The 17,736-nt window shown below is 73.1% G+C and carries 14 protein-coding genes and 2 pseudogenes; 8 read left to right on the top strand and 8 right to left on the bottom strand.

Features of this window, described 5'->3' with window-relative positions; all coding sequences use genetic code 11:
- The first annotated feature begins 265 nt into the window (after positions 1 to 265).
- Complete coding sequence (locus ACZ4TG_RS20550) at positions 266 to 1,585, top strand: dicarboxylate/amino acid:cation symporter (RefSeq protein ID WP_468164700.1); 1,320 nt, start codon at positions 266 to 268, stop codon at positions 1,583 to 1,585.
- A 97-nt stretch (positions 1,586 to 1,682) separates the two neighbouring features.
- On the opposite strand, the gene ACZ4TG_RS20545 is transcribed toward ACZ4TG_RS20550, so the two are convergent.
- Both ACZ4TG_RS20545 and ACZ4TG_RS20540 read right to left on the bottom strand, forming a co-directional pair.
- A complete protein-coding gene (locus tag ACZ4TG_RS20545) occupies positions 1,683 to 1,997 on the bottom strand; it encodes a hypothetical protein (protein WP_468164698.1) in 315 nt (104 codons plus the stop codon).
- A gap of 68 nt (positions 1,998 to 2,065) precedes the next feature.
- Positions 2,066 to 2,158: pseudogene (locus tag ACZ4TG_RS20540) on the bottom strand (MerR family transcriptional regulator); the annotation flags it as partial.
- A 549-nt stretch (positions 2,159 to 2,707) separates the two neighbouring features.
- Between ACZ4TG_RS20540 and ACZ4TG_RS20535 the strand changes: the two are divergent.
- Both ACZ4TG_RS20535 and ACZ4TG_RS20530 read left to right on the top strand, forming a co-directional pair.
- Positions 2,708 to 3,835, top strand: a complete 1,128-nt coding sequence (locus tag ACZ4TG_RS20535; protein ID WP_468164696.1) for a hypothetical protein — start codon at positions 2,708 to 2,710, stop codon at positions 3,833 to 3,835.
- Between the two features lie 30 nt (positions 3,836 to 3,865).
- Positions 3,866 to 4,264 carry a hypothetical protein gene (locus ACZ4TG_RS20530; protein ID WP_468164694.1) on the top strand — a complete coding sequence of 133 codons (399 nt, stop codon included), beginning with the start codon at positions 3,866 to 3,868 and terminating at the stop codon, positions 4,262 to 4,264.
- Between the two features lie 25 nt (positions 4,265 to 4,289).
- Here the strand turns inward: ACZ4TG_RS20530 and ACZ4TG_RS20525 are convergent, their stop codons facing one another.
- Positions 4,290 to 4,913, bottom strand: coding sequence for a hypothetical protein (locus ACZ4TG_RS20525; protein ID WP_468164692.1), 624 nt, complete (start codon positions 4,911 to 4,913; stop codon positions 4,290 to 4,292).
- Positions 4,914 to 5,113: 200 nt separating this feature from the next.
- Here ACZ4TG_RS20525 and ACZ4TG_RS20520 point away from each other — a divergent pair, with 200 nt between their 5' ends.
- Together ACZ4TG_RS20520 and ACZ4TG_RS20515 are read left to right on the top strand one after the other, a co-directional pair.
- Positions 5,114 to 6,970, top strand: coding sequence for an AMP-dependent synthetase/ligase (locus ACZ4TG_RS20520; RefSeq protein ID WP_468164690.1), 1,857 nt, complete (start codon positions 5,114 to 5,116; stop codon positions 6,968 to 6,970).
- Between the two features lie 156 nt (positions 6,971 to 7,126).
- Positions 7,127 to 8,653 (top strand): alpha/beta hydrolase, encoded by a 1,527-nt coding sequence (locus ACZ4TG_RS20515; protein ID WP_468164688.1) that lies wholly within the window; start codon positions 7,127 to 7,129, stop codon positions 8,651 to 8,653.
- A 28-nt stretch (positions 8,654 to 8,681) separates the two neighbouring features.
- Here the strand turns inward: ACZ4TG_RS20515 and ACZ4TG_RS20510 are convergent, their stop codons facing one another.
- Together ACZ4TG_RS20510 and ACZ4TG_RS20505 are read right to left on the bottom strand one after the other, a co-directional pair.
- The gene (locus ACZ4TG_RS20510) at positions 8,682 to 9,860 is read right to left on the bottom strand and encodes a lipase family protein (protein WP_468164686.1); all 1,179 of its coding nucleotides are present in this window, start codon (positions 9,858 to 9,860) and stop codon (positions 8,682 to 8,684) included.
- Between the two features lie 200 nt (positions 9,861 to 10,060).
- Positions 10,061 to 11,071, bottom strand: coding sequence for an AraC family transcriptional regulator (locus ACZ4TG_RS20505; protein ID WP_468164684.1), 1,011 nt, complete (start codon positions 11,069 to 11,071; stop codon positions 10,061 to 10,063).
- A 117-nt stretch (positions 11,072 to 11,188) separates the two neighbouring features.
- Between ACZ4TG_RS20505 and ACZ4TG_RS20500 the strand changes: the two genes are divergently transcribed.
- Both ACZ4TG_RS20500 and ACZ4TG_RS20495 read left to right on the top strand, forming a co-directional pair.
- Complete coding sequence (locus ACZ4TG_RS20500) at positions 11,189 to 12,937, top strand: AMP-dependent synthetase/ligase (RefSeq protein ID WP_468164682.1); 1,749 nt, start codon at positions 11,189 to 11,191, stop codon at positions 12,935 to 12,937.
- Positions 12,938 to 13,013: 76 nt separating this feature from the next.
- Positions 13,014 to 13,871 carry a hypothetical protein gene (locus ACZ4TG_RS20495; RefSeq protein WP_468164680.1) on the top strand — a complete coding sequence of 286 codons (858 nt, stop codon included), beginning with the start codon at positions 13,014 to 13,016 and terminating at the stop codon, positions 13,869 to 13,871.
- Positions 13,872 to 14,040: 169 nt separating this feature from the next.
- On the opposite strand, the gene ACZ4TG_RS20490 is transcribed toward ACZ4TG_RS20495, so the two are convergent.
- From ACZ4TG_RS20490 to ACZ4TG_RS20480, 3 genes are all read right to left on the bottom strand, one after another.
- Positions 14,041 to 14,253: a DUF397 domain-containing protein gene (locus ACZ4TG_RS20490; RefSeq protein WP_468164678.1), complete on the bottom strand. Its 213-nt coding sequence runs from the start codon at positions 14,251 to 14,253 to the stop codon at positions 14,041 to 14,043.
- Between the two features lie 202 nt (positions 14,254 to 14,455).
- The gene (locus ACZ4TG_RS20485; RefSeq protein WP_468164676.1) at positions 14,456 to 15,340 is read right to left on the bottom strand and encodes a helix-turn-helix domain-containing protein; all 885 of its coding nucleotides are present in this window, start codon (positions 15,338 to 15,340) and stop codon (positions 14,456 to 14,458) included.
- A 324-nt stretch (positions 15,341 to 15,664) separates the two neighbouring features.
- Positions 15,665 to 16,423 carry a GOLPH3/VPS74 family protein gene (locus ACZ4TG_RS20480; protein WP_468164674.1) on the bottom strand — a complete coding sequence of 253 codons (759 nt, stop codon included), beginning with the start codon at positions 16,421 to 16,423 and terminating at the stop codon, positions 15,665 to 15,667.
- 30 nt (positions 16,424 to 16,453) lie between these two features.
- Here ACZ4TG_RS20480 and ACZ4TG_RS20475 point away from each other — a divergent pair.
- Positions 16,454 to 17,736 (top strand): annotated as a pseudogene (locus ACZ4TG_RS20475) (hypothetical protein); the annotation flags it as partial.

Genomic DNA, 17,736 nt, shown 5'->3' with positions numbered 1-17,736 from the left:
TCAAAGGGGAAGTGTTAGCGTGTTCAACATGTTGACCACGGCTGCGCACCAGATGACCCCGAGCGTCCCGCTCGTGTCGCGCCTGGACGTCGACCTCTGCCGCCGCGTGTCCGCGGCCTGTTGCCGCTGTCGCTGAACCGCTGTCGCCCAGCTCGGGCGAGCCGAGCTGAATCGATACAGCAGCGGTCCCGGCCGGCCCTTTTCCCGGCTGCCGCACCGCATCACCGCAGAACCGTCCCCTGTTCTTTGTGCGTTCCCCCGGAGAGTGTCCGTGTCCGCGACCCCCCAGGCCCAGGCTCCCGCCAAGGCCTCGTTCAAATTCCCCTTCTGGGCCCAGATAGTCACCGGTCTCGTGCTCGGCGTGCTGTTCGGCTGGCTCGCCAAGAGCCAGGACATCAGCTGGCTCAAGACCACCCTCGAACAGGTCGGCGACATCTTCATCCAGCTGCTGAAGCTGGCCGTCGCCCCGCTCGTCTTCTTCGCGATCCTGGTGTCCATCACCAACCTGCGGAAGGTGAACAACGCCGCGCGGCTCGCCTCCCGCACGCTCCTCTGGTTCATGATCACGTCGCTGATCGCGGTCGGCCTCGGCCTCGCCATCGGCCTCCTGACGAACCCGGGAGCCGGCACCGGCCTCACCCCGCAGGACGGCAAGCTGCCCAAGCGGCACGGCTCCTGGCTCGACTTCCTGACCGGCATCGTGCCGAAGGACATCGTCACGCCGTTCACCGAGCTGAACGTGCTCCAGATCGTCTTCCTCGCCGCCGTCGCCGGTATCGCCGCCCTCCAGCTCGGCAGCAAGGCGCAGCCCGTCCTGAACCTCGCCGAGTCCGTCCTGGAGCTCCTCCAGAAGGCCCTGTGGTGGGTCATCCGCCTCGCCCCGATCGGCACCGTCGGCCTCATCGGCACCGCGATCGCCACCTACGGCTGGGACCTGATCGGCAAGTACGCCACCTTCACCGCCGACGTCTACATCGGCTCGGCCCTGGTGATGTTCGGCGTCTACCCGCTGCTGCTCGCCACGGTCGCCAAGGTCAACCCGGTCCAGTTCTTCAAGGGCGCCTGGCCCGCCATCCAGCTGGCCTTCGTCTCCCGCTCCTCCGTCGGCACCATGCCGGTCACCCAGAAGGTCACCGAGCGCCTCGGCGTCCCGAAGGAATACGCCTCCTTCGCCGTCCCGTTCGGCGCCACGACCAAGATGGACGGCTGCGCCGCGATCTACCCGGCGCTCGCCGCGATCTTCATCGCGCAGATCTTCGACGTCCAGCTGGGCATCAAGGAGTACCTGCTCATCGCGTTCGTGTCGGTGGTCGGCTCCGCCGCCACGGCCGGTCTGACCGGTGCCACGGTCATGCTGACCCTGACCCTCTCCACCCTGGGCCTGCCCCTGGAGGGCGTCGGCCTGCTGATGGCGATCGACCCGATCCTGGACATGATGCGCACCGCCACCAACGTGGCCGGCCAGGCCGTCGTCCCGGTCATCGTCGCGGCCCGCGAGGGGATCCTGGACAAGGAGGCCTACGAGGCCGCCTCGTCCTCCCCGCTCGACGAGCGCCCGCAGCCCCAGGTGGCCGTCGCCGCCTGAGCGCGGGGCAGCGCCCGTCACGCCGTACTCATCGCAGCCCCCGCCCCCGTCCGGGCGGGGGCCGCGGTGCGTCGGGGCGGGCGGTGGCGGTGCGCTGCTACGCGGCCAGTACGCGGGTGTAGGCGGCGACCCCGATGAGCAGCGGCACGGCGTACCACCACCGGTTCAGGGTGCGGTGGTAGACGGGGAGCACCGACAGCAGCAGGGGGAGGAGGGTGATCCCCAGCACCAGGATGCCGGTGATCCGGATGTCGTCGCGCATGCGGTCGTCGTGGGGGCCGTCCGGGGTCATGCTGAACATGAGGCAGAGGAAGAACCCCGCCACCAGGTAGAAGAAGGCCAGCGGCACGCCCAGCACCCACTGCAGGCAACCCCGGTCCTCGGGCAGGTCGATGACCTCGCGCCGCGTCACGCCGCCTCCAGCGGGGCCAGGGCTTCGGCCGTCCGGTCGGCCGGGTCCGCCGTGACGGGCCGGCCCGTGTGCGCGGGGCGCGGCAGGGCCGTCTCGTCGTAGTGCCGGAGCGTGCGGACCGGTACGCGGCCGTGCTCGGCGAAGTCTCCGATGGTGAACATGACGCCTTCGAGCGGTCGGGGGCTGCGGGAGTCTGGACCCGGATCATGTCATGGCGCGGCTGGGGCAGTTGGAACCGGGCGTTCCGCAGATCGCGGGCGACGCGCGGTGACCGGATGGCGGGCCGCAGCGACGCGGTGGGGGACGGGGCGGGCCTTGCTCCGCGCAAGGTGGTTCGGGTGCAAATCTCCTTGCCGGAACGGCTGTGACCGGGTCGGGGCCGGGCCGGGTCGGGCCGGGTCTCGGTGCACCGGGTCGCGGTGCGCCGGGATCCGGCCGGCTTGGCGCCGTAGTTCCGAGTACGGAGGGGTGAAATACCCCGACCAACCCTCCCGGCCTCCCGTCGCCCGGAAGGGTGAACCAGGCCAACTGGGCTGGATTCGGGTGGGGTTCGCTGGCATATGCTCGCCGCGACAACCCCAGGACATGAGACGGCCCCCGCCGGGACTGGCATCCCGAACGAGGGCCTGACCAACAAGGAAGCAGCAACCTTCCCCATGGCTCGTCAGCAGCTTAACGCGCGCTCGCGCGCATCGTCCCCGCTTCGCCCGGTGACCCACCGGTCCGGCGTCAACCACGTCACCACCCGGCAGACCTCCCGGTTCACGGTGGTCGGCAACCACCTCGCCCAGCACCGCGGCCTGTCCGGTCTGGCGCGCGGCGTCGGGGTCTACATCCAGTCGCTGCGCGGCGGCTCCGCGGTCGGCATCAAGGCGCTGGCCGCGCACTTCCCCGAGGGGCAGGCCCGACTGGCCGCGGCCCTGCGGGAGCTGGAGGCGCACGGGTACCTGGAACGGCGCGTCGAGCGGTTGCCGGACGGGCGGGTGGTGACCCGTACGTACTGGCACAACCAGCCGGCCGGCGCGGCACGGGGCGCCACCGCTGCTCCTGCGGACCCTGCGGACCCTGCGGCTCCCGCGGCTCCCGCTGTTCCTGCGGCTCCCGCGGTTCCCGCTGTTCCTGCGGCTCCTGCGGCTCCTGCGGCTCCTGCGGCTCCCCCTGCTCCTGCGGGCCCTTCGGGGTCTGACGTCCCCGCAACTCCCGCTGTGCCCACGGGTGCTGAGGTTCCCGGAACTCCGGCCGAGCCGGCGGCTTCCGCGGCTTCTGCGGACTGCGGGTCGCCTGGGGTCCCCCCACCTCCTGCTGCGCCACCTGCAACCCCCGCTGCGCCCGCGGAGCCCGACGCGGCCGCTGTGCCCGACGGGGTCTGGTGGGGGGTCGCGGAGGCGGAGCCTGAGGGCGCGGCCGATCGGGAGCCCGACGCGGCCGTCGAGCCCGGCGCCGCCGAGCTGTTGGCCGGGCTGCGGAGGCTCGATCCGCGCCTGCTGCTCTCCGAGCGGGACGTACGCCGCCTCGCACCCGCCGTCTCGGCCTGGCTGGAACGCGGAGTCCTACCCGAGGCGGTCGAACGCGCCCTGTCCTCGGACCTCCCGGACCCGCTGAGGCACGCGGCGTCCCTGATCGGTTTCCGGCTGGAGAACTCGCTGCCGCCCAGGCTGCCGCAGGCCCCGGCCCGGCGGAAGTGGGCCCCGCCCGACCCGATGGTGGACTGCGTCGCGTGCGGGCGCTGCTTCCGGACGCCCGACGCGCGGCGCTACTTCTGCGGTGACTGCGAGCCCGCCAAGGCGGCGGAGGGCGCCGTCCTCCACCACCACACGGGCCGGCTCGGGAGCGGGTAGACGCCCGCTTCCTTCCGTACGCTGGCGGGCATGACGGGTGAACGTGGTGCCGGGCTGGTCCGGCCCGTGCGCGGGGTGCGGGTGTTCTCGCCGCAGTCCGTGGGGTCCTGTGCGCCGACGTACGGGAGGGCGGAGCTGGACTTCGAGCCGGCCGGAGCCGGGGCGCCGGTGTCCGTCGAGTTCGGCGGGACCGTGTGGCGGCCCGAGCCGGACGAGGAGTTCGCGGCGGCCCTGGCCCGGGGGGTGCGGGCGGGGCTCGGGGCGACGGGTGCGCGGGTGCTCGTACGGCACATGGCCTGGCACCGGGTGGATTCGCACGACCGGGTCTTCGCGCACCTCGGCGAGCTCGCGGCGCGCGAGGCGCTGCGGTGCGCGGCGCAGGGCTGCGATCCGGAGCCCGTCGTGGACCGGGGCGTACGGATCTACTGAGGGCCCTCCCGTGATCCCCGGTGGATCAGCGCGCAGCTGTCGCCGTGCGCCCGCCGGGCAGGTCCAGGGCCCGGGCCAACGCCGCGGTGACGGGGGCCGCGTGATCCGGCAGGTGGTGACGGGCCCAGTCCCCGGCCAGGCCGAGGAAGCCCGTCAGGTCGCGCTCCGCGTCCGCGAGCAGGCGGCGCAGCCCGGCGGCCCGAACCTCGATGACGGGGCTGTCGTCCCTGCTGCCGTCCACGGTCAGCCGGACGGTGTCGCCCACGCGTTCCGCGCGCGCGTCGGGATCGTGGCCGAACCACACGGGACCGTCGCCGTCGAGGACTTCGAACCAGTCGCGCCACTCCTCCAGGCCGTTGCAGCAGCCCGGCAGGAAGACGGCCCCGCTCGCGGTGTCGGTGATCCGCAGGCCGCCGGGCGCCTGGGGGCCCTCGCTGGTGAGGAGTCCGTGCAGGAAGCCCCCGACCGGGTCGCCCGGCCTGGTTTCGGGCCCGTTGTACGCGGCTGCGCCCATCACCGCCGTGCCGACCTCGGCGGAGCCAAGCGCGCCGCCGAGCGCGAGGTGGCCGTACGGCTCGTGCGCGGAGACCGGCCAGAGGCCGAAGCCGGCGGGAGCGCCGAGTTCCAGTACGGGCTGCACGGTGATCACCCCGGAAGTCTGCGGCACGCCCGGCCCCGCCCGCACTCCGCCCTGCGGCCCGAAGTCGCAGGTGGGGCGGGCCGGGGGTGTGTGCGTGGTGTGTGTGAGGTGGGTGTGTGCTGGTCAGGGGCTGTGCGGGGGGTGGTCAGCGGGGGCCGGGGTGCATAGATTACCGGCGGTAACTCTGCCGAGCCGAAGGAGAGCGTGCCGTGAACGCTGTCGCGCCGAAACTGGTCGAACCCGTCAAGACCGTGATCGACGGAGTGGTGCGCCAGGTCGCCGTGCCCGCACTCGTGGGACCGCCCGTACAGGGGTCCCTCGGCGACATCCCCTTCGAGAACGCCGCCCAGGCGCCGGGGGAGCCGGTGCTCGCCCGCAAGCAGCCGGACGGGAGCTGGCGGGACGTGACCGCCGCCGAGTTCGCGGCGGAGGTGCTGGCCGTGGCCAAGGGGCTGATCGCGGAGGGCCTGCGGCCCGGGGACCGGCTCGCCATCATGGCGCGGACCACCTACGAGTGGACCCTGCTGGACTTCGCCGGATGGGCGGCGGGGCTGGTGACCGTACCCATCTACCCGACCTCCTCGGCGATCCAGGCGCGCTGGATCATCCACGACTCCGGGGCGGTGGCCTGCGCCGTCGAGGACACGGCGCAGGCGCGGATCATCAGCGTCGAGCGCGGCAACCTGCCGGGGCTGGCGCACCTGTGGGAGTTCGACACCGGGGCGGTGGCGCGGCTGGTCAAGGCCGGGGAGCGCATCCCGGACGCGCTGGTGCACGAGCGCCGGCGGGCCCGTACGCCCCAGGACGTGGCCACGCTGGTGTACACCTCGGGGACCACCGGACAGCCCAAGGGGTGCGTGCTGACCCACGGGAACTTCTTCGCCGAAGTGGACAACGCGGTGGAGCTGCTCCACCCGGTCTTCCGCGCCAAGAGCGAGGAGCCCGCCTCCACGCTGCTCTTCCTGCCCCTGTCGCACGTGTTCGGGCGGATGGTGGCCGTCGGGTGCCTGCGGGCCCGGGTGAAGCTGGGGCACGCGCCGAGCATCCGGACCGAGGACCTGCTCGCGGACCTGGCCGGCTTCCGGCCGACGTTCCTGCTGGCCATCCCCTACGTGCTGGAGAAGGTCTACAACACCGCCCGGGCCACCGCCGAACGGATGGGCCGCGCCTCCTCCTTCGACCGGGCCGCGCGGATCGCGCAGCAGTTCGGCGAGGTGGTGGAGGGAAAGACCCCGGGGGTCGCCCTGCGGGCGGCGCGGGCGCTGTACGACCCGCTCGTGTACCGGCGGATCCGGGCGGCGCTGGGCGGGCACGTGCGGTACATCCTCAGCGGCGGTTCCCCGCTGGGGCGGCGGCTCGCCGCCTTCTACACGGGCGCCGGGATCGAGGTCTTCGAGGGCTACGGGCTGACGGAGACGACGGCCGCCTCCACGATCACCCCGCCGCTGAGGCCGAGGCTGGGGACGGTGGGCTGGCCGCTGCCGGGCACGGCGGTACGGATCGCCGACGACGGGGAGGTCCTGCTGTGGGGGCCGCACCTCTTCGGGGGCTACTGGAACGTGGCCGCCATGGAGGCGGGGGGCTGGTTCCCCACCGGGGACATCGGGGAGCTGGACGGGGACGGCTACCTGACCATCACCGGGCGCAAGAAGGACATGATCATCACCTCGGGCGGGAAGAACGTCGCCCCGGCGGTACTGGAGGACTGGCTCCGGGCCCATCCGCTGGTCGGGCAGTGCATGGTCGTCGGCGACAACCGGCCGTACGTGGCCGCGCTGATCACGCTGGAGCCGGAGGGGCTGGCGCACTGGCGGCAGATGCGGAAGAAGACGGCGATGCCGATGCGGGAGCTGGTGGAGGACGAGGAACTGCGCGCCGATGTGCAGCGGGCGGTGGACGAGGCGAACCAGCTGGTCTCGCGGGCGGAGTCGATCCGGCGCTTCGTGGTCCTGCCGGGCGCCTTCACGGAGGAGCGGGGGCATCTGACGCCGTCGCTGAAGCTGCGGCGGGGGGTCGTGGCGCGGGAGTTCGCGCGGGAGGTCGACGCCATGTACCGGCGCTCCTGAGGGGGCCGCGATCGGTGGGGCGCAGCGGGCCCGCGCCGCATCCCGCCGGACGGGCCGTGGCCGTGGCCGTGGCCGTGACCGTGGCCGTGGGGCGGCGCGTGCGGGGCGCGCTTATGGTGGGCTGACCGGTCCGGGGGGCTGCCCGAGGAGGGTGTCGTGCACCGTTCCCGTACCTGGTTCCGCGCCGCAGCGGCCGCCGCAGGGCTGGCCCTGGCCTCGCTCGGGGCCACCCCGTCCCCCAGCGGCGACGCCGACCCGCTGCGACGGTTCTACGAACAGCGCGTCCGGTGGGGCGACTGCGCCGCCGCGCACGCCCCGGCCGGGATGCAGTGCGGGACGCTCGACGTGCCCCTCGACTACGCGGCCCCCGGCAAGGGGACCACCCGATTGGCCCTGGCCCGGATACCTGCCGCCGGGAGCAAGCGGCGCGGCTCGGTCGTCCTGAACTTCGGCGGCCCCGGCGGCCCGGGCGTCGCCACCCTCGCCGAGGACCCCAAGACCTTCGCCGACCTCGGCAAGGACCACGACCTCGTCACCTTCGACCCCCGGGGAGTCGGGCGCAGCGAGCCCGTCTCCTGCGGCGGCTCGCAGGAGACCGACTCCGACATCGCCCCGGACGACGCCGCCGGGCAGCTCGCCGCCCTGCGGGCCGTGGTCAGGCGGTGCGAGCTGCACTCCGGCCCGGTGCTCCCGTACATCGGCACCATCAACGTCTCCCGGGACATGGACGTCCTGCGCCAGGCCCTCGGCGAAAAGAAGCTCGACTACCTCGGCTTCTCCTACGGAACCCGGCTCGGGGCCGTGTACGCCGCCCAGTTCCCCGGCCGGACCGGCCGTATGGTCCTCGACGGGGTCGACACCCTCACCGAGCCGCTCGCCGAGCAGGCCCTGGCCGCGGCGCGGGGCCAGCAGCGGGCCCTGGACAACTTCCTCGGCTGGTGCGCCCGCCTGCGCGGCTGCGTGTACGGCACGAACACCCGTACCGCCAAGGAGCGGGTGGGCGCCCTCGTCACGCGGCTCGACGAGCAGCCGCTGGTCGGGCAGGACGGCTCGCACTTCACCGGGCAGGACGTGGTCGTGGCCGTCGGCAACGCCCTGTACTCCAAGAACCTGTGGCCCGCGCTCGCGGAGAGCCTCGGGCTGGTCGAGCGCAACGGCGACCCGGTCGGGCTGCTCCAGCTCGGCAGTGTGCTGGAGCCGCCGGAGGACGACGACGGGCAGGAGAAGGTGCCCGACGACAACCCGGAGGCCGCGCTGACCGCCGTGAACTGCGCCGACGACCCGGACCGGGGCGATGCCAAGGCCACCCCGGCCGCGATCGAGAAGGAGCTCGAAGGCCTGCAGGGCGAGTTCCTCAAGGCCTCGCCGATCTTCGGGCCGAGCCAGCTGATGACGGTGCTGTCCTGCTACGGCCGCCCGGCCGGCACCGACTTCATCCGCAGGATCGACCACCCGGGCGCCCCGCGCATGCTGCTCGTGGGCACGCGCGGAGACCCGGCGACCCCCTACGAGTGGACCGAGGAGACGGCGCGTCGGCTGGGCTCGGCCGTGGTGCTGGACTACCGGGGCGAAGGACACACCGGCTACGTGGCCTCCCCGTGCGTCCGCGCGTACGTGAACGCCTTCCTGGCCGACGGCCGGCTGCCGGCCGGGACGCGGTCCTGCCCCGCCGGGAACGACTGAGCGCACCGGCGGGGCGGGGGCGGGCGCCTCAGCAGTTGGCGTGCGTGGCGCGGCCCGCGAACCGGTCCGCGAGCCAGTTCCCCGCCGCCAGGGAGTGGGTGATCACGCCGCTGACGTGCTCGCCGATCCAGACGGTGTCGAACTCGACGTTCGCGCCCGCCGCGCACCAGTCGGAGCGCAGCTGCCGCCCGACGGCGTAGGGGATCAGCTCGTCGCCGAGCGCGTGGTACTGGTACACCGGCGCGGCCGGGGCGGTCCGGCCGAGCCTGCTCTGGTTCAGCCGGGCCTGCCAGTCGGGCTGGGCGAGCGGGTCGCGGGTGGTGAGGTCGGAGATCCGCTTGAAGGAGCCGGCGATGGCGTCGATCGCGACGCAGCCGTCCTTCATGCCGTTGACCAGGGCCTTGCCCGCCGGGTTCAGGTAGGAGTCGAGCTTCAGTTCCGGGAAGGCCGCGTCCTGCCCGGCGGCCGCCATGAAGATCAGGCCGGATCCGTAGGAGCCGTTGTTGAAGTCGGCCACCTTCAGCAGGTCCCCGGGGACACCGCCCGTCGCCGTGCCCTTGACCCGCAACTCCGGTGCGTACGAGCCGTGCAGCTCGGCAGCCCAGCTGCTGGCCTGGCCGCCCTGGGAGTAGCCCATGATGCCGACCGGGGTGTCGGCCGACAGCCCCGTCCCGGGGAGGCGGGTCGCGGCGCGTGCGGCGTCGAGGACGGCGTGGCCGGCGGAGGGGCCGACGGTGTAGGTGTGCCGGCCGGGCGTGCCGAGGCCCTCGTAGTCGGTGACGACCACGGCCCAGCCGCGCAGGGTGAGCTGCTGGATGAGGTTGGCTTCCATGGAGGTGCCGTACGGGAGGTTGTTGCTCGGTGCGCAGGAGTCGCCGAGGCCCACGGTGCCGACGGCGTAGGTGATCAGGGGGCGGGGGCCGGTGCGGCCGTCCTGCGGGACGATGACGGTGCCGGAGACGGTGTTCGGGGCTCCGTCGGCGGTGGTGGAGCGGTAGTGGACCTTCCAGGCCTTGGTGTTGGTGGGCTGGCCGGGCAGCGGGTGGAAGGCGGAGGGCGCGCTGCTGACGATGTCGCCGGGGCGGCCCGCCGGCCCGGCGTCCTCGGGCGCGGCGTTCGCGGTGGCGGGGATCCAGGCCGAGAGGGCCAGGGCGGCCACGGCGGCCAGGGCGGTCCTTCGGCTGCGCGGGGGGTTTCGGAAACGCATGGGCGGCTCTCCCAACGGTCCGTGCGGGGGCAGGTGAGGAGAAGGTAGTGACCGACCGGTAGGAAGGTCGCTGACCGTGCAGCTCACCTTTACTGACCCGGTGTCTCACGGCCGCCCGCACCCGCCGGCGAGGCCGCCCCGGCCGCCCCCGGCCGCCCCGGCCGGCCCGCCGGGAGCGTCCGGCCCGGGGCGCCGCTCGCTCAGCCGCCCGACGCGATGCGGTAGGCGCCCGGGGTCGTCCCCGTCCAGCGCCGGAACGCCCGGTGGAAGGCGGTGTCCTCCGAGAACCCCAGCCGGGCCGCCAGTTCCGCGATCGGCTCCCGGCTCTCCGCCAGCCCCGCGATCGCCGCGTCCCGCCGCACGTGGTCCTTCAGCTGCTGGAAGGAGGTCCCCTCCCGCTGGAGCCGCCGCCGCAGCGTCGCCGGGGACACCGCGAGCCGCGCCGCCACCTCCCCGAGCTCCGGCAGCCGCGGCGAGCTCCGCAGCCGCTGCGTCAGGGTCCGGCGTACCTGCTCCGCGACCGTGGTCCCGTACTCGGGGCGCGACAGCAGGTCGAAGGGGGCGCGGCGCAGCATCGCGTCGAGCTCCGGCTCCTCCCGCACCAGCGGGGCGGTCAGCCAGTGCGCGTCGAAGGCGGCTCCCGTGCGGTCCTGCCCGAAGCGCACCGGGCAGTCGAAGAGCAGCTCGTACTCGTCCTCGTGCGGGGGCGGGGGATAGCTGAAGGCGGCGTGCGCGAGGGGGATGCGCCGCCCGATGAGCCAGCTGCTCAGCCGGTGCCAGATGGCCAGCACGCACTCGGAGAGGAAGCGTTCCTCGTCCCCGTCGAGGTCGCCCAGCACGGTGAACCGCGCCTGCCCGCCGTCCACTTCCAGCGCCAGTTCCGGCCCGCCCGGGAACAGCCCGTAGAAGGCCGCCGCCCGCTCCATCGCGGCCCCGAGGTCCCGGCAGCCCAGCGAGGCGTGACACATCATCGCGAAGGTGCCCGGCCGGCTCGGGACCGAGCTCAGGCCGAGGAACTCGTCCTGCGTGGTCCGGTACAGCGCCCGGAACAGCCGGGCGAACTGCGCGGGCGTGATCCGCGCCCGGTCGTCACCGAGCAGCAGCGGAGGGATCTGCGCCTCCTGGAGCAGCGGCACGGTGTCGAGGCCGGCGCGCCGCGCTCCCGCGAGCACGGCGCGCACGTGGTGCACGGTGATCGTCCGCCTCCCCATGGTCCGAAGGTAGCCCGAATGAGCGCTGGGGTCAGCGGGGGTGACGCTTCCGGTCATGCCGCCCGCGCCCCCGTGCTGCCTAGCGTCGTCGGTACGGACCCCAGGGAGGCGACGGCGATGGACGCTGCACGGGCTGTACCGGCACACGGCGGGGCGCGACCGGAGACCCTCTCCGTGTTCACGGAGTGGACGGGGGAGCGGTACGGGCCGGAGACCGCGCTGCGGTTCCCTGCGGAGGGCGGTTCGCGCACGCTCTCGTACGGGGAACTGCGCGCCCGGGTCCGCGAGGCCGGGCGGGCCCTGCTGGGGCTGGGGGTGGCCGCCGGGGAGCGGGTCGCCGTGCTGGCCGAGACCCGGCCGCAGTGGACGTTCACCCACTTCGGGGTGCTGACCGCGGGTGCGGTCCTGGTGCCCGTCTACCCGACGGCGGGGGAGGAGGAGCTGGCCTGGGTGCTCACCGACTCCGCCGCGGTGGTGGCCGTCTGCGACGACGCCGCCCAGGCCGCCCGGGTGGAGGCGCTGCGGGACGCGCTGCCCGCGCTGCGGGCGGTGGTGCGGATGGACGACCTCGCCGGGCTGCCCCTGGCGCCGGAGGCCGAACTGCTCGCCCGGGCCCGGGCGGTGGTGCCCGGCGACGACGCCTCGATCGTCTACACCTCGGGCACCACGGGCCTGCCGAAGGGCTGCCGCCTCACGCACGGGAACCTGGGCGCCATCCAGGACGCCACGCTCCCGCTGATCCGGGGCGGGCCGGGCGACTCCACGTACCTCTACCTGCCGCTGGCCCATCTGCTGGCCCAGCTCATCCAGTTCACCACGCTGCTGGAGGGCGGGGAGCTCAGCTACTTCGGCGGCCGGATCGAGGACGTCATCGCCGAGCTGGCCGAGGCCCGCCCCACCCATCTGCCCTCCGTACCGCGCCTGTTCGAGAAGCTGCACGCGGTGGTGCTGTCGCTGGCGGAGTCCCGGGAAGGCGGCCGGGAGCGCTTCGAGGAGGCCGTACGGCTGGGCGTGCTGGCCGCGGAGGACCGGCTGCCGGCCGAGTCGCGCGAGGCGTACGAGGCGGCGGAGAAGTCGCTGTACTCCCCGGTCCGGGACGCGTTCGGCGGCCGGCTGAAGTGGGCGCTGACCGGCGGCGCCCCGATCGCCCCCGCCACCTTGGACTTCCTGCGCGCCTGCGGGATCGCCGTCTACGAGGGGTACGGGATGACCGAGTCCGGCGGGGTGATCAGCCTCAACCACCCCGGTGCGGTCCGCTACGGCACGGTCGGCCGCCCCATCGCGGGCTGCGAGGTCCGGATCGCCGAGGACGGCGAGGTGCTCGCCCGGGGCCCGATGGTCTTCCCGGGCTACCACGCCAACGAGGCCGCGACGGCGGACGCGGTGGACGGGGACGGCTGGCTGCACACGGGCGACCTGGGCGAGCTGGACGGCGACGGCTTCCTGTCGATCACCGGCCGCAAGAAGGAGCTGATCATCACCTCGGCGGGCAAGAACATCACCCCGACCGAGGTGGAGTTCGCCGTGCAGGCCTCCCGCTTCGTCTCCCGCGCGGTGCTGATCGGCGACCGCCGCCCGCACCCGGTGGCCCTGATCACCCTGGACGCCGGGGAGATCGCGGCCTGGGCGGCGCGCGAGGGGCTGACCCTCACCGAGCCCGCCGCGCACCCGGCCGTGCGCGCCCTCGTGGAGGAGGCGGTGGCATCGGCCAACGCCACGGTCTCCCGCCCGGCCCGGATCCGGGCCTTCCACCTCCTCGACGAGGACTTCTCGATCGAGGCGGGCACCCTGACGCCCACGCTGAAGCTCCGCCGCGGCGCGGTGGCGCAGCGGTACGCGGGGGAGATCGAGGCGCTGTACGGCTGAGGGCGCCGGGGGCGGGCCGGGCGCCGGGGCCGCCCGACCCCTCCACATCTGACGCCGCTTCAGATACACCGGTGCCATGACCGCAGAAGAGCAGGACCGCGCACCGGACACCCGCGTCGAGGACTACGCCGCGCTCGCCGCCGTCGGCCCCTACGGGGTCCGCCCCGGCCATGCGCTGATCACCATGGTGGAACCGCACCCGGGGCACGAGTACGCGTACAACCGCTGGTACGAGGACGACCACTACTACGCGGGCGCCATGGCCATGCCCTGGATGTACGCCGGACGCCGCTGGGTGGCCACCCGGGAGCTCCAGGAGCTGCGCTACCCCGAGAAGTCGGCGGTGGCCCAGCCCGTCACCGCCGGGTGCTACATCTCGACGTACTGGGTGACGCAGGGCCGCTACGACGAGCACATGAAGTGGACCGTCGGCATCAACAAGCGGCTCAACCGCGACGGGCGCGTCTACCAGGACCGCACCCACGTCTTCACGGCCTTCCAGGACCACGCCGCCACGGTCTACCGCGACGGCGCCGCCGGCCCCCGGGACTTCCACGCCCTCGACCACCCGTACGCCGGGCTCGTGGTCCAGGTCATCGATGCGGAAGGGCCCGAGCAGCGGGACCGGCTGCTGGAATGGCTGCGCTCACGGGCCCTCCCGAAGCGGCTGGCAGGCGGGCCCGCGGCGATGGTGACGGTCTTCCGGCCGACACCGCTGCCCGGCGACCGGATGACGTACGTCAAGCAGGTCGAGGGGGTCGGCACCCGGCTGACGCTGCTGTGGTTCCTGGAGGCCGATCCGCGGACCTGCTGGGACCGGTTCCAGGGGCTGGACACGGAGGTCGCGGAGGCGGGCCTGGGGCGGGTGGAGCTGGTGGCGCCGTTCGTTCCGACGGTCCCGGGTACGGACCGCTACGTGGACCAGCTGCGCTGACCGCGGACGCGGACATGGCCGAGCCCCCTCGGCCAGGACGGCGGGCCGGACGAGAGGGCTCCAGTCAGTGGTGCAGGTAGTGCAGGTGGTGCTGGTGGTTCCGGTGGCTCCGGTTGTGCTGGAGGTTCCGGTAGCGCCGGTCGGACGGTTGGGGCGGGCGTCTTGATGTTCAGACGAGGCGCCCCAGCCGGCCCTCGGTGACTTCGGTGACGAACGAGGTCCAGGAGCCGGGCGCGAAGGTGAGGGACGGGCCGTCCTGCACCTTCGAGTCGCGGACCGCGATGGCCTCCATGACGGGGGACTTGACCTCGACGCAGGCACCGTTTCCGCCGGAGTAAGAGGACTTGGTCCAGTTTTCCGTGGCGCCCTGACGAATAGCCATGTTTCTCTCCGGTTCAGCGAGTAGTTCCGGTGTCGTGCCAGCCATTTCCCCGGCTGACGTGATCGACGCTACCCGCACCTCCCGAAGGCTGAAGGGGCCATTCACTCGACCGAGTGGCATATTCCATTCAGGCCTTCTGTGGCTGGGGACTGACGGTGTACCGTACGGGCCGCCCTCGCCACCAGGCCTGATTCCACCGCTTTTACTTCGCTTTGCCCGCATAGTGGCCGATGATCTCGGAGATGAACTGCCGGGTCTGCTCGACATTGAGGGCCTGGGCGCGCAGATGCTCGTACATGACGCTGTACTTCTGAACGTCGTTGGCCTTCTCCAGGTACAAATCGCTCGTGACCCCCTCGATGTAGACCACCGTCGAGTCAGAGGCGTCCGGGAATTCCAGAATCGCGTACTGGCCGTTGACGCCCGGATGCGCACCCATCGAGAAAGGCATCACCTGCACGGTGATGTACGGCTCCTCCGAGCGTTCTATCAAGTACTCCAGCTGCCGGATCATCAACTGCGCGTCGCCCACGTGCCGGCGCAGCGCCGCCTCGTCGATCACCGCCCACAGGCGCAGCGGTCCGACGTCCGGGTTGTTGTTCTCCGTCTCGGACAGCCGCTTCTGGCGGTGCATCCGGACCTGGACCCGCTTCTCCACGTCCACCGGCGCGGTCTCGGGCAGCGCGCCGCGGATCAGCGCCTGGGCGTACTCCGGGGTCTGGAGCAGCCCCGGGACCATCTGGGGCTCGTAGGTGCGCAGGCTGGCGGCGTCCGTCTCCAGGCCGATGTAGACGCTGTACGGGATGTCGCCGAAGGCGTGCCACCAGCCCTGCTGGCGGGAGTCCTTCGCCATCTGCATGAGGGAGTCGACGAGCCGGCGGTCCTCGACCTCGTACACGTCGCACAGGTCGCGGACGTCGCGCTGGCTGATGGAGCGACGGCCGTTCTCCAGCCGGCTGATCTTCGACTGGGAGACGAGGAGGCGCTCGGCGACCTGCTCGGCCGTCATGCCCTTGTCCTCGCGCAGCTTGCGCAATTCCATGCCCAGTCGGCGGCGTCGGACGGTGGGATTGACATTGGACGCCACGGGGACGGCACCTCCGCCTTCTTCTGGTTCTGTCTCTCTGCGTGTCTGATGTTCAGCAGACTGCCACCGAAGGGTGCGCCAGCGCTGAAGAACGGACGGGAAAGACAGACGCGCGGGGTGGCGGAGCCGGGTGGGACCGGCCCCGCCACCCCGCGCACCGGCGGCTCCCGGACCGGTTCCCGGGGGACTGCCGGTCGGGGCGAGGGCGTTCGGTGGAGCGGTGACGCGTGTGGGACCGCTGGTCGTCAAGGGGTGTCGCGGATCCCACGGGTGAAACGGGTCGTACGGGTACTGCCAGGGGTACTGCCGACCGCTGCCGGGTGCTCAGTGCGCGGCCGCACGGGCCATCGCACCCGTCCGGCGCGGCTGCATCGGCACACCACCCGCGGGGGCCGCGGCGGTTGCCGAGGCCCGGGCGACGGGTGCTGCCGCCGGTGCGCGGTCACGGCGTGGCTGTGCGGCCACTCCGTTCTGGACGTCCATCACGGCGTGTGCCACGAGACCGCCCATGGGGTCGTGCCGGATCAGATCCCGCAGCCGGGACCTGGACGACCGCCCCTCGTTGCCGGGGTACAGGTGCTTGCCGAGTCCGACCGCGTGGGCCAGTGCGGCGAGCGCCGCGGTCCGCGGGTCCGGTGGTACACCGGTGCGGATCGCACTGTCGAGCCGGGCACGGATCTCCCGGCTGATCGCCGTGTCGGTCGCCTGGTAGCGAGTCGTCGGCAGCACCCCGCACATCTGTCCCGCGACGGCATGGACCATGCCGCAGCGCTCCAGATGGGCGAGGTAAATCTGGCGGAGCCCCAGTCGGGGTCCGCCGATCCAGTGGACGGCCCGAACCGGGCTGCCGCGCCTGCGCAGCAGTTCCAGTGCGGAGTCCAGTGTCGGATCTCCTGTCGGCCGTGGCATCACCACGGCGATACGATCCCCGTCAGGGGCTATCCGTCCTGCCAGAGCCAGCTCTACTAGCTGTGCCCCGGCCAGGCCGAGGTCGAGCGACTGCGGCTGCGCCGTGGTTCCCGTGGTCGGGTCCAAGGCGAGCAGCAGAAGCTCCTCCGGAATTGTTCTGCGGCTCCTGCCCATCCATGCCTCCCCGCGTGGATGAGTGACAGGGTGACGCCTCTCACATTCATCTGTCGAGAGCGCCTGGTCGCTTTATGGGGGAACCTGCAGCTATGTCGTTCTCGTCTAGCGGGTGGGCGATGCCCCCTAGACGGGACACTGTTAGACGGTTCGGACAGCGGCCGGACGTCGATCGAGGAGGAACTGGTGGCGGGCGAGTCCCCCGACAAGTCGGTAGATGAAGGTGCGTCGGGGGCGGCGGAATCCGCCGCGTCCTCAACGGAGCGCGACCCGAGGCTTTCGGTCCTCCGGCCGCGCGAGCCGGAGTCCGGCGACCGGGACCCCCTGAAGGAGGCGGTCGCGGCCTGGGTGGCGTCGTCCGAAGCGGCGTCCGCCGAAGCCGCGTCCGCCGAAGCGGCGTCCGCCGAAGCGGCGTCCGCCGATGCGGCGCCGTCGGACGGGGCGGCCGGGGAAGCGGAGCGGGAGGCCGGTGCGGGTGCCGGCGCCTCCGGCGGTTCCGAGGCCGGGGACGAGCCGGCGGCCGCCGAGGCACGGACGACCGCCTTCGGTGTGGTCAAGCCCGCTGTGGACGATGCGGAGTCGGGGTCGGGGTCGGGGTCGGAGGCTGAGCCGGAGTCGGCGTCGGAGTCTGAGCCGGCGTCGGCGTCGGCGTCGGCGTCGGGCAGGGCTGCGGGCTCGGGTTCCGGTGAGCGGTCGGAGGGTGCCTCCGGGTTGGAGAAGCCGGATTCCGGTTCGGTGGGCGCCGGTGGCGTCGGCCGTTCCGGTGGCGAGGCCGCGGGTCCGGGTGCCGCCGAGCAGCGCACGACCGCCTTCGGCGTGGTGAAGCCCGCGTCCCGTGGGGCGGGTGAGGGTGCTGACGCGCCTTCCGGTTCCGCGGGCGTGCCGGCGGCCGCCGAGGCGCGGACTACGGCCTTCGGGGTCGTGAAGCCCGCCGTGGACGACGCGGAGTCGGGCAAGGCCGCGGGGCCGGGTTCCGGTGAGCGGTCGGATGCCGCCTCCGGGTCGGAGAAGCCGGATTCCGGTTCGGTGGGCGCCGGTGGCGTCGGCCGTTCCGGTGGCGAGGCCGCGGGTCCGGGTGCCGCTGAGCAGCGGACGACCGCCTTCGGCGTGGTGAAGCCCGCCTCGGGCCGGGGCGGTCCGGGTGCGGGTTCCGGCTCGGCGGACGCCGGGCAGCGGACGACGGCCTTCGGGGTGGTGAAGCCCGCCTCGGGCGGTGCGAAGGCCGACGAGCCGGCCGAGGGCGACGGGCCCGCGGACGGTGAGCGTACGGCTGTGTTCCGGGCCGTGCGGCCGGGTGTTGCGGGGCCGAAGTC

The organism is Streptomyces sp. NPDC028314 (assembly GCF_055565795.1).
This window is presented reverse-complemented; position numbering and strand designations above follow the sequence as displayed.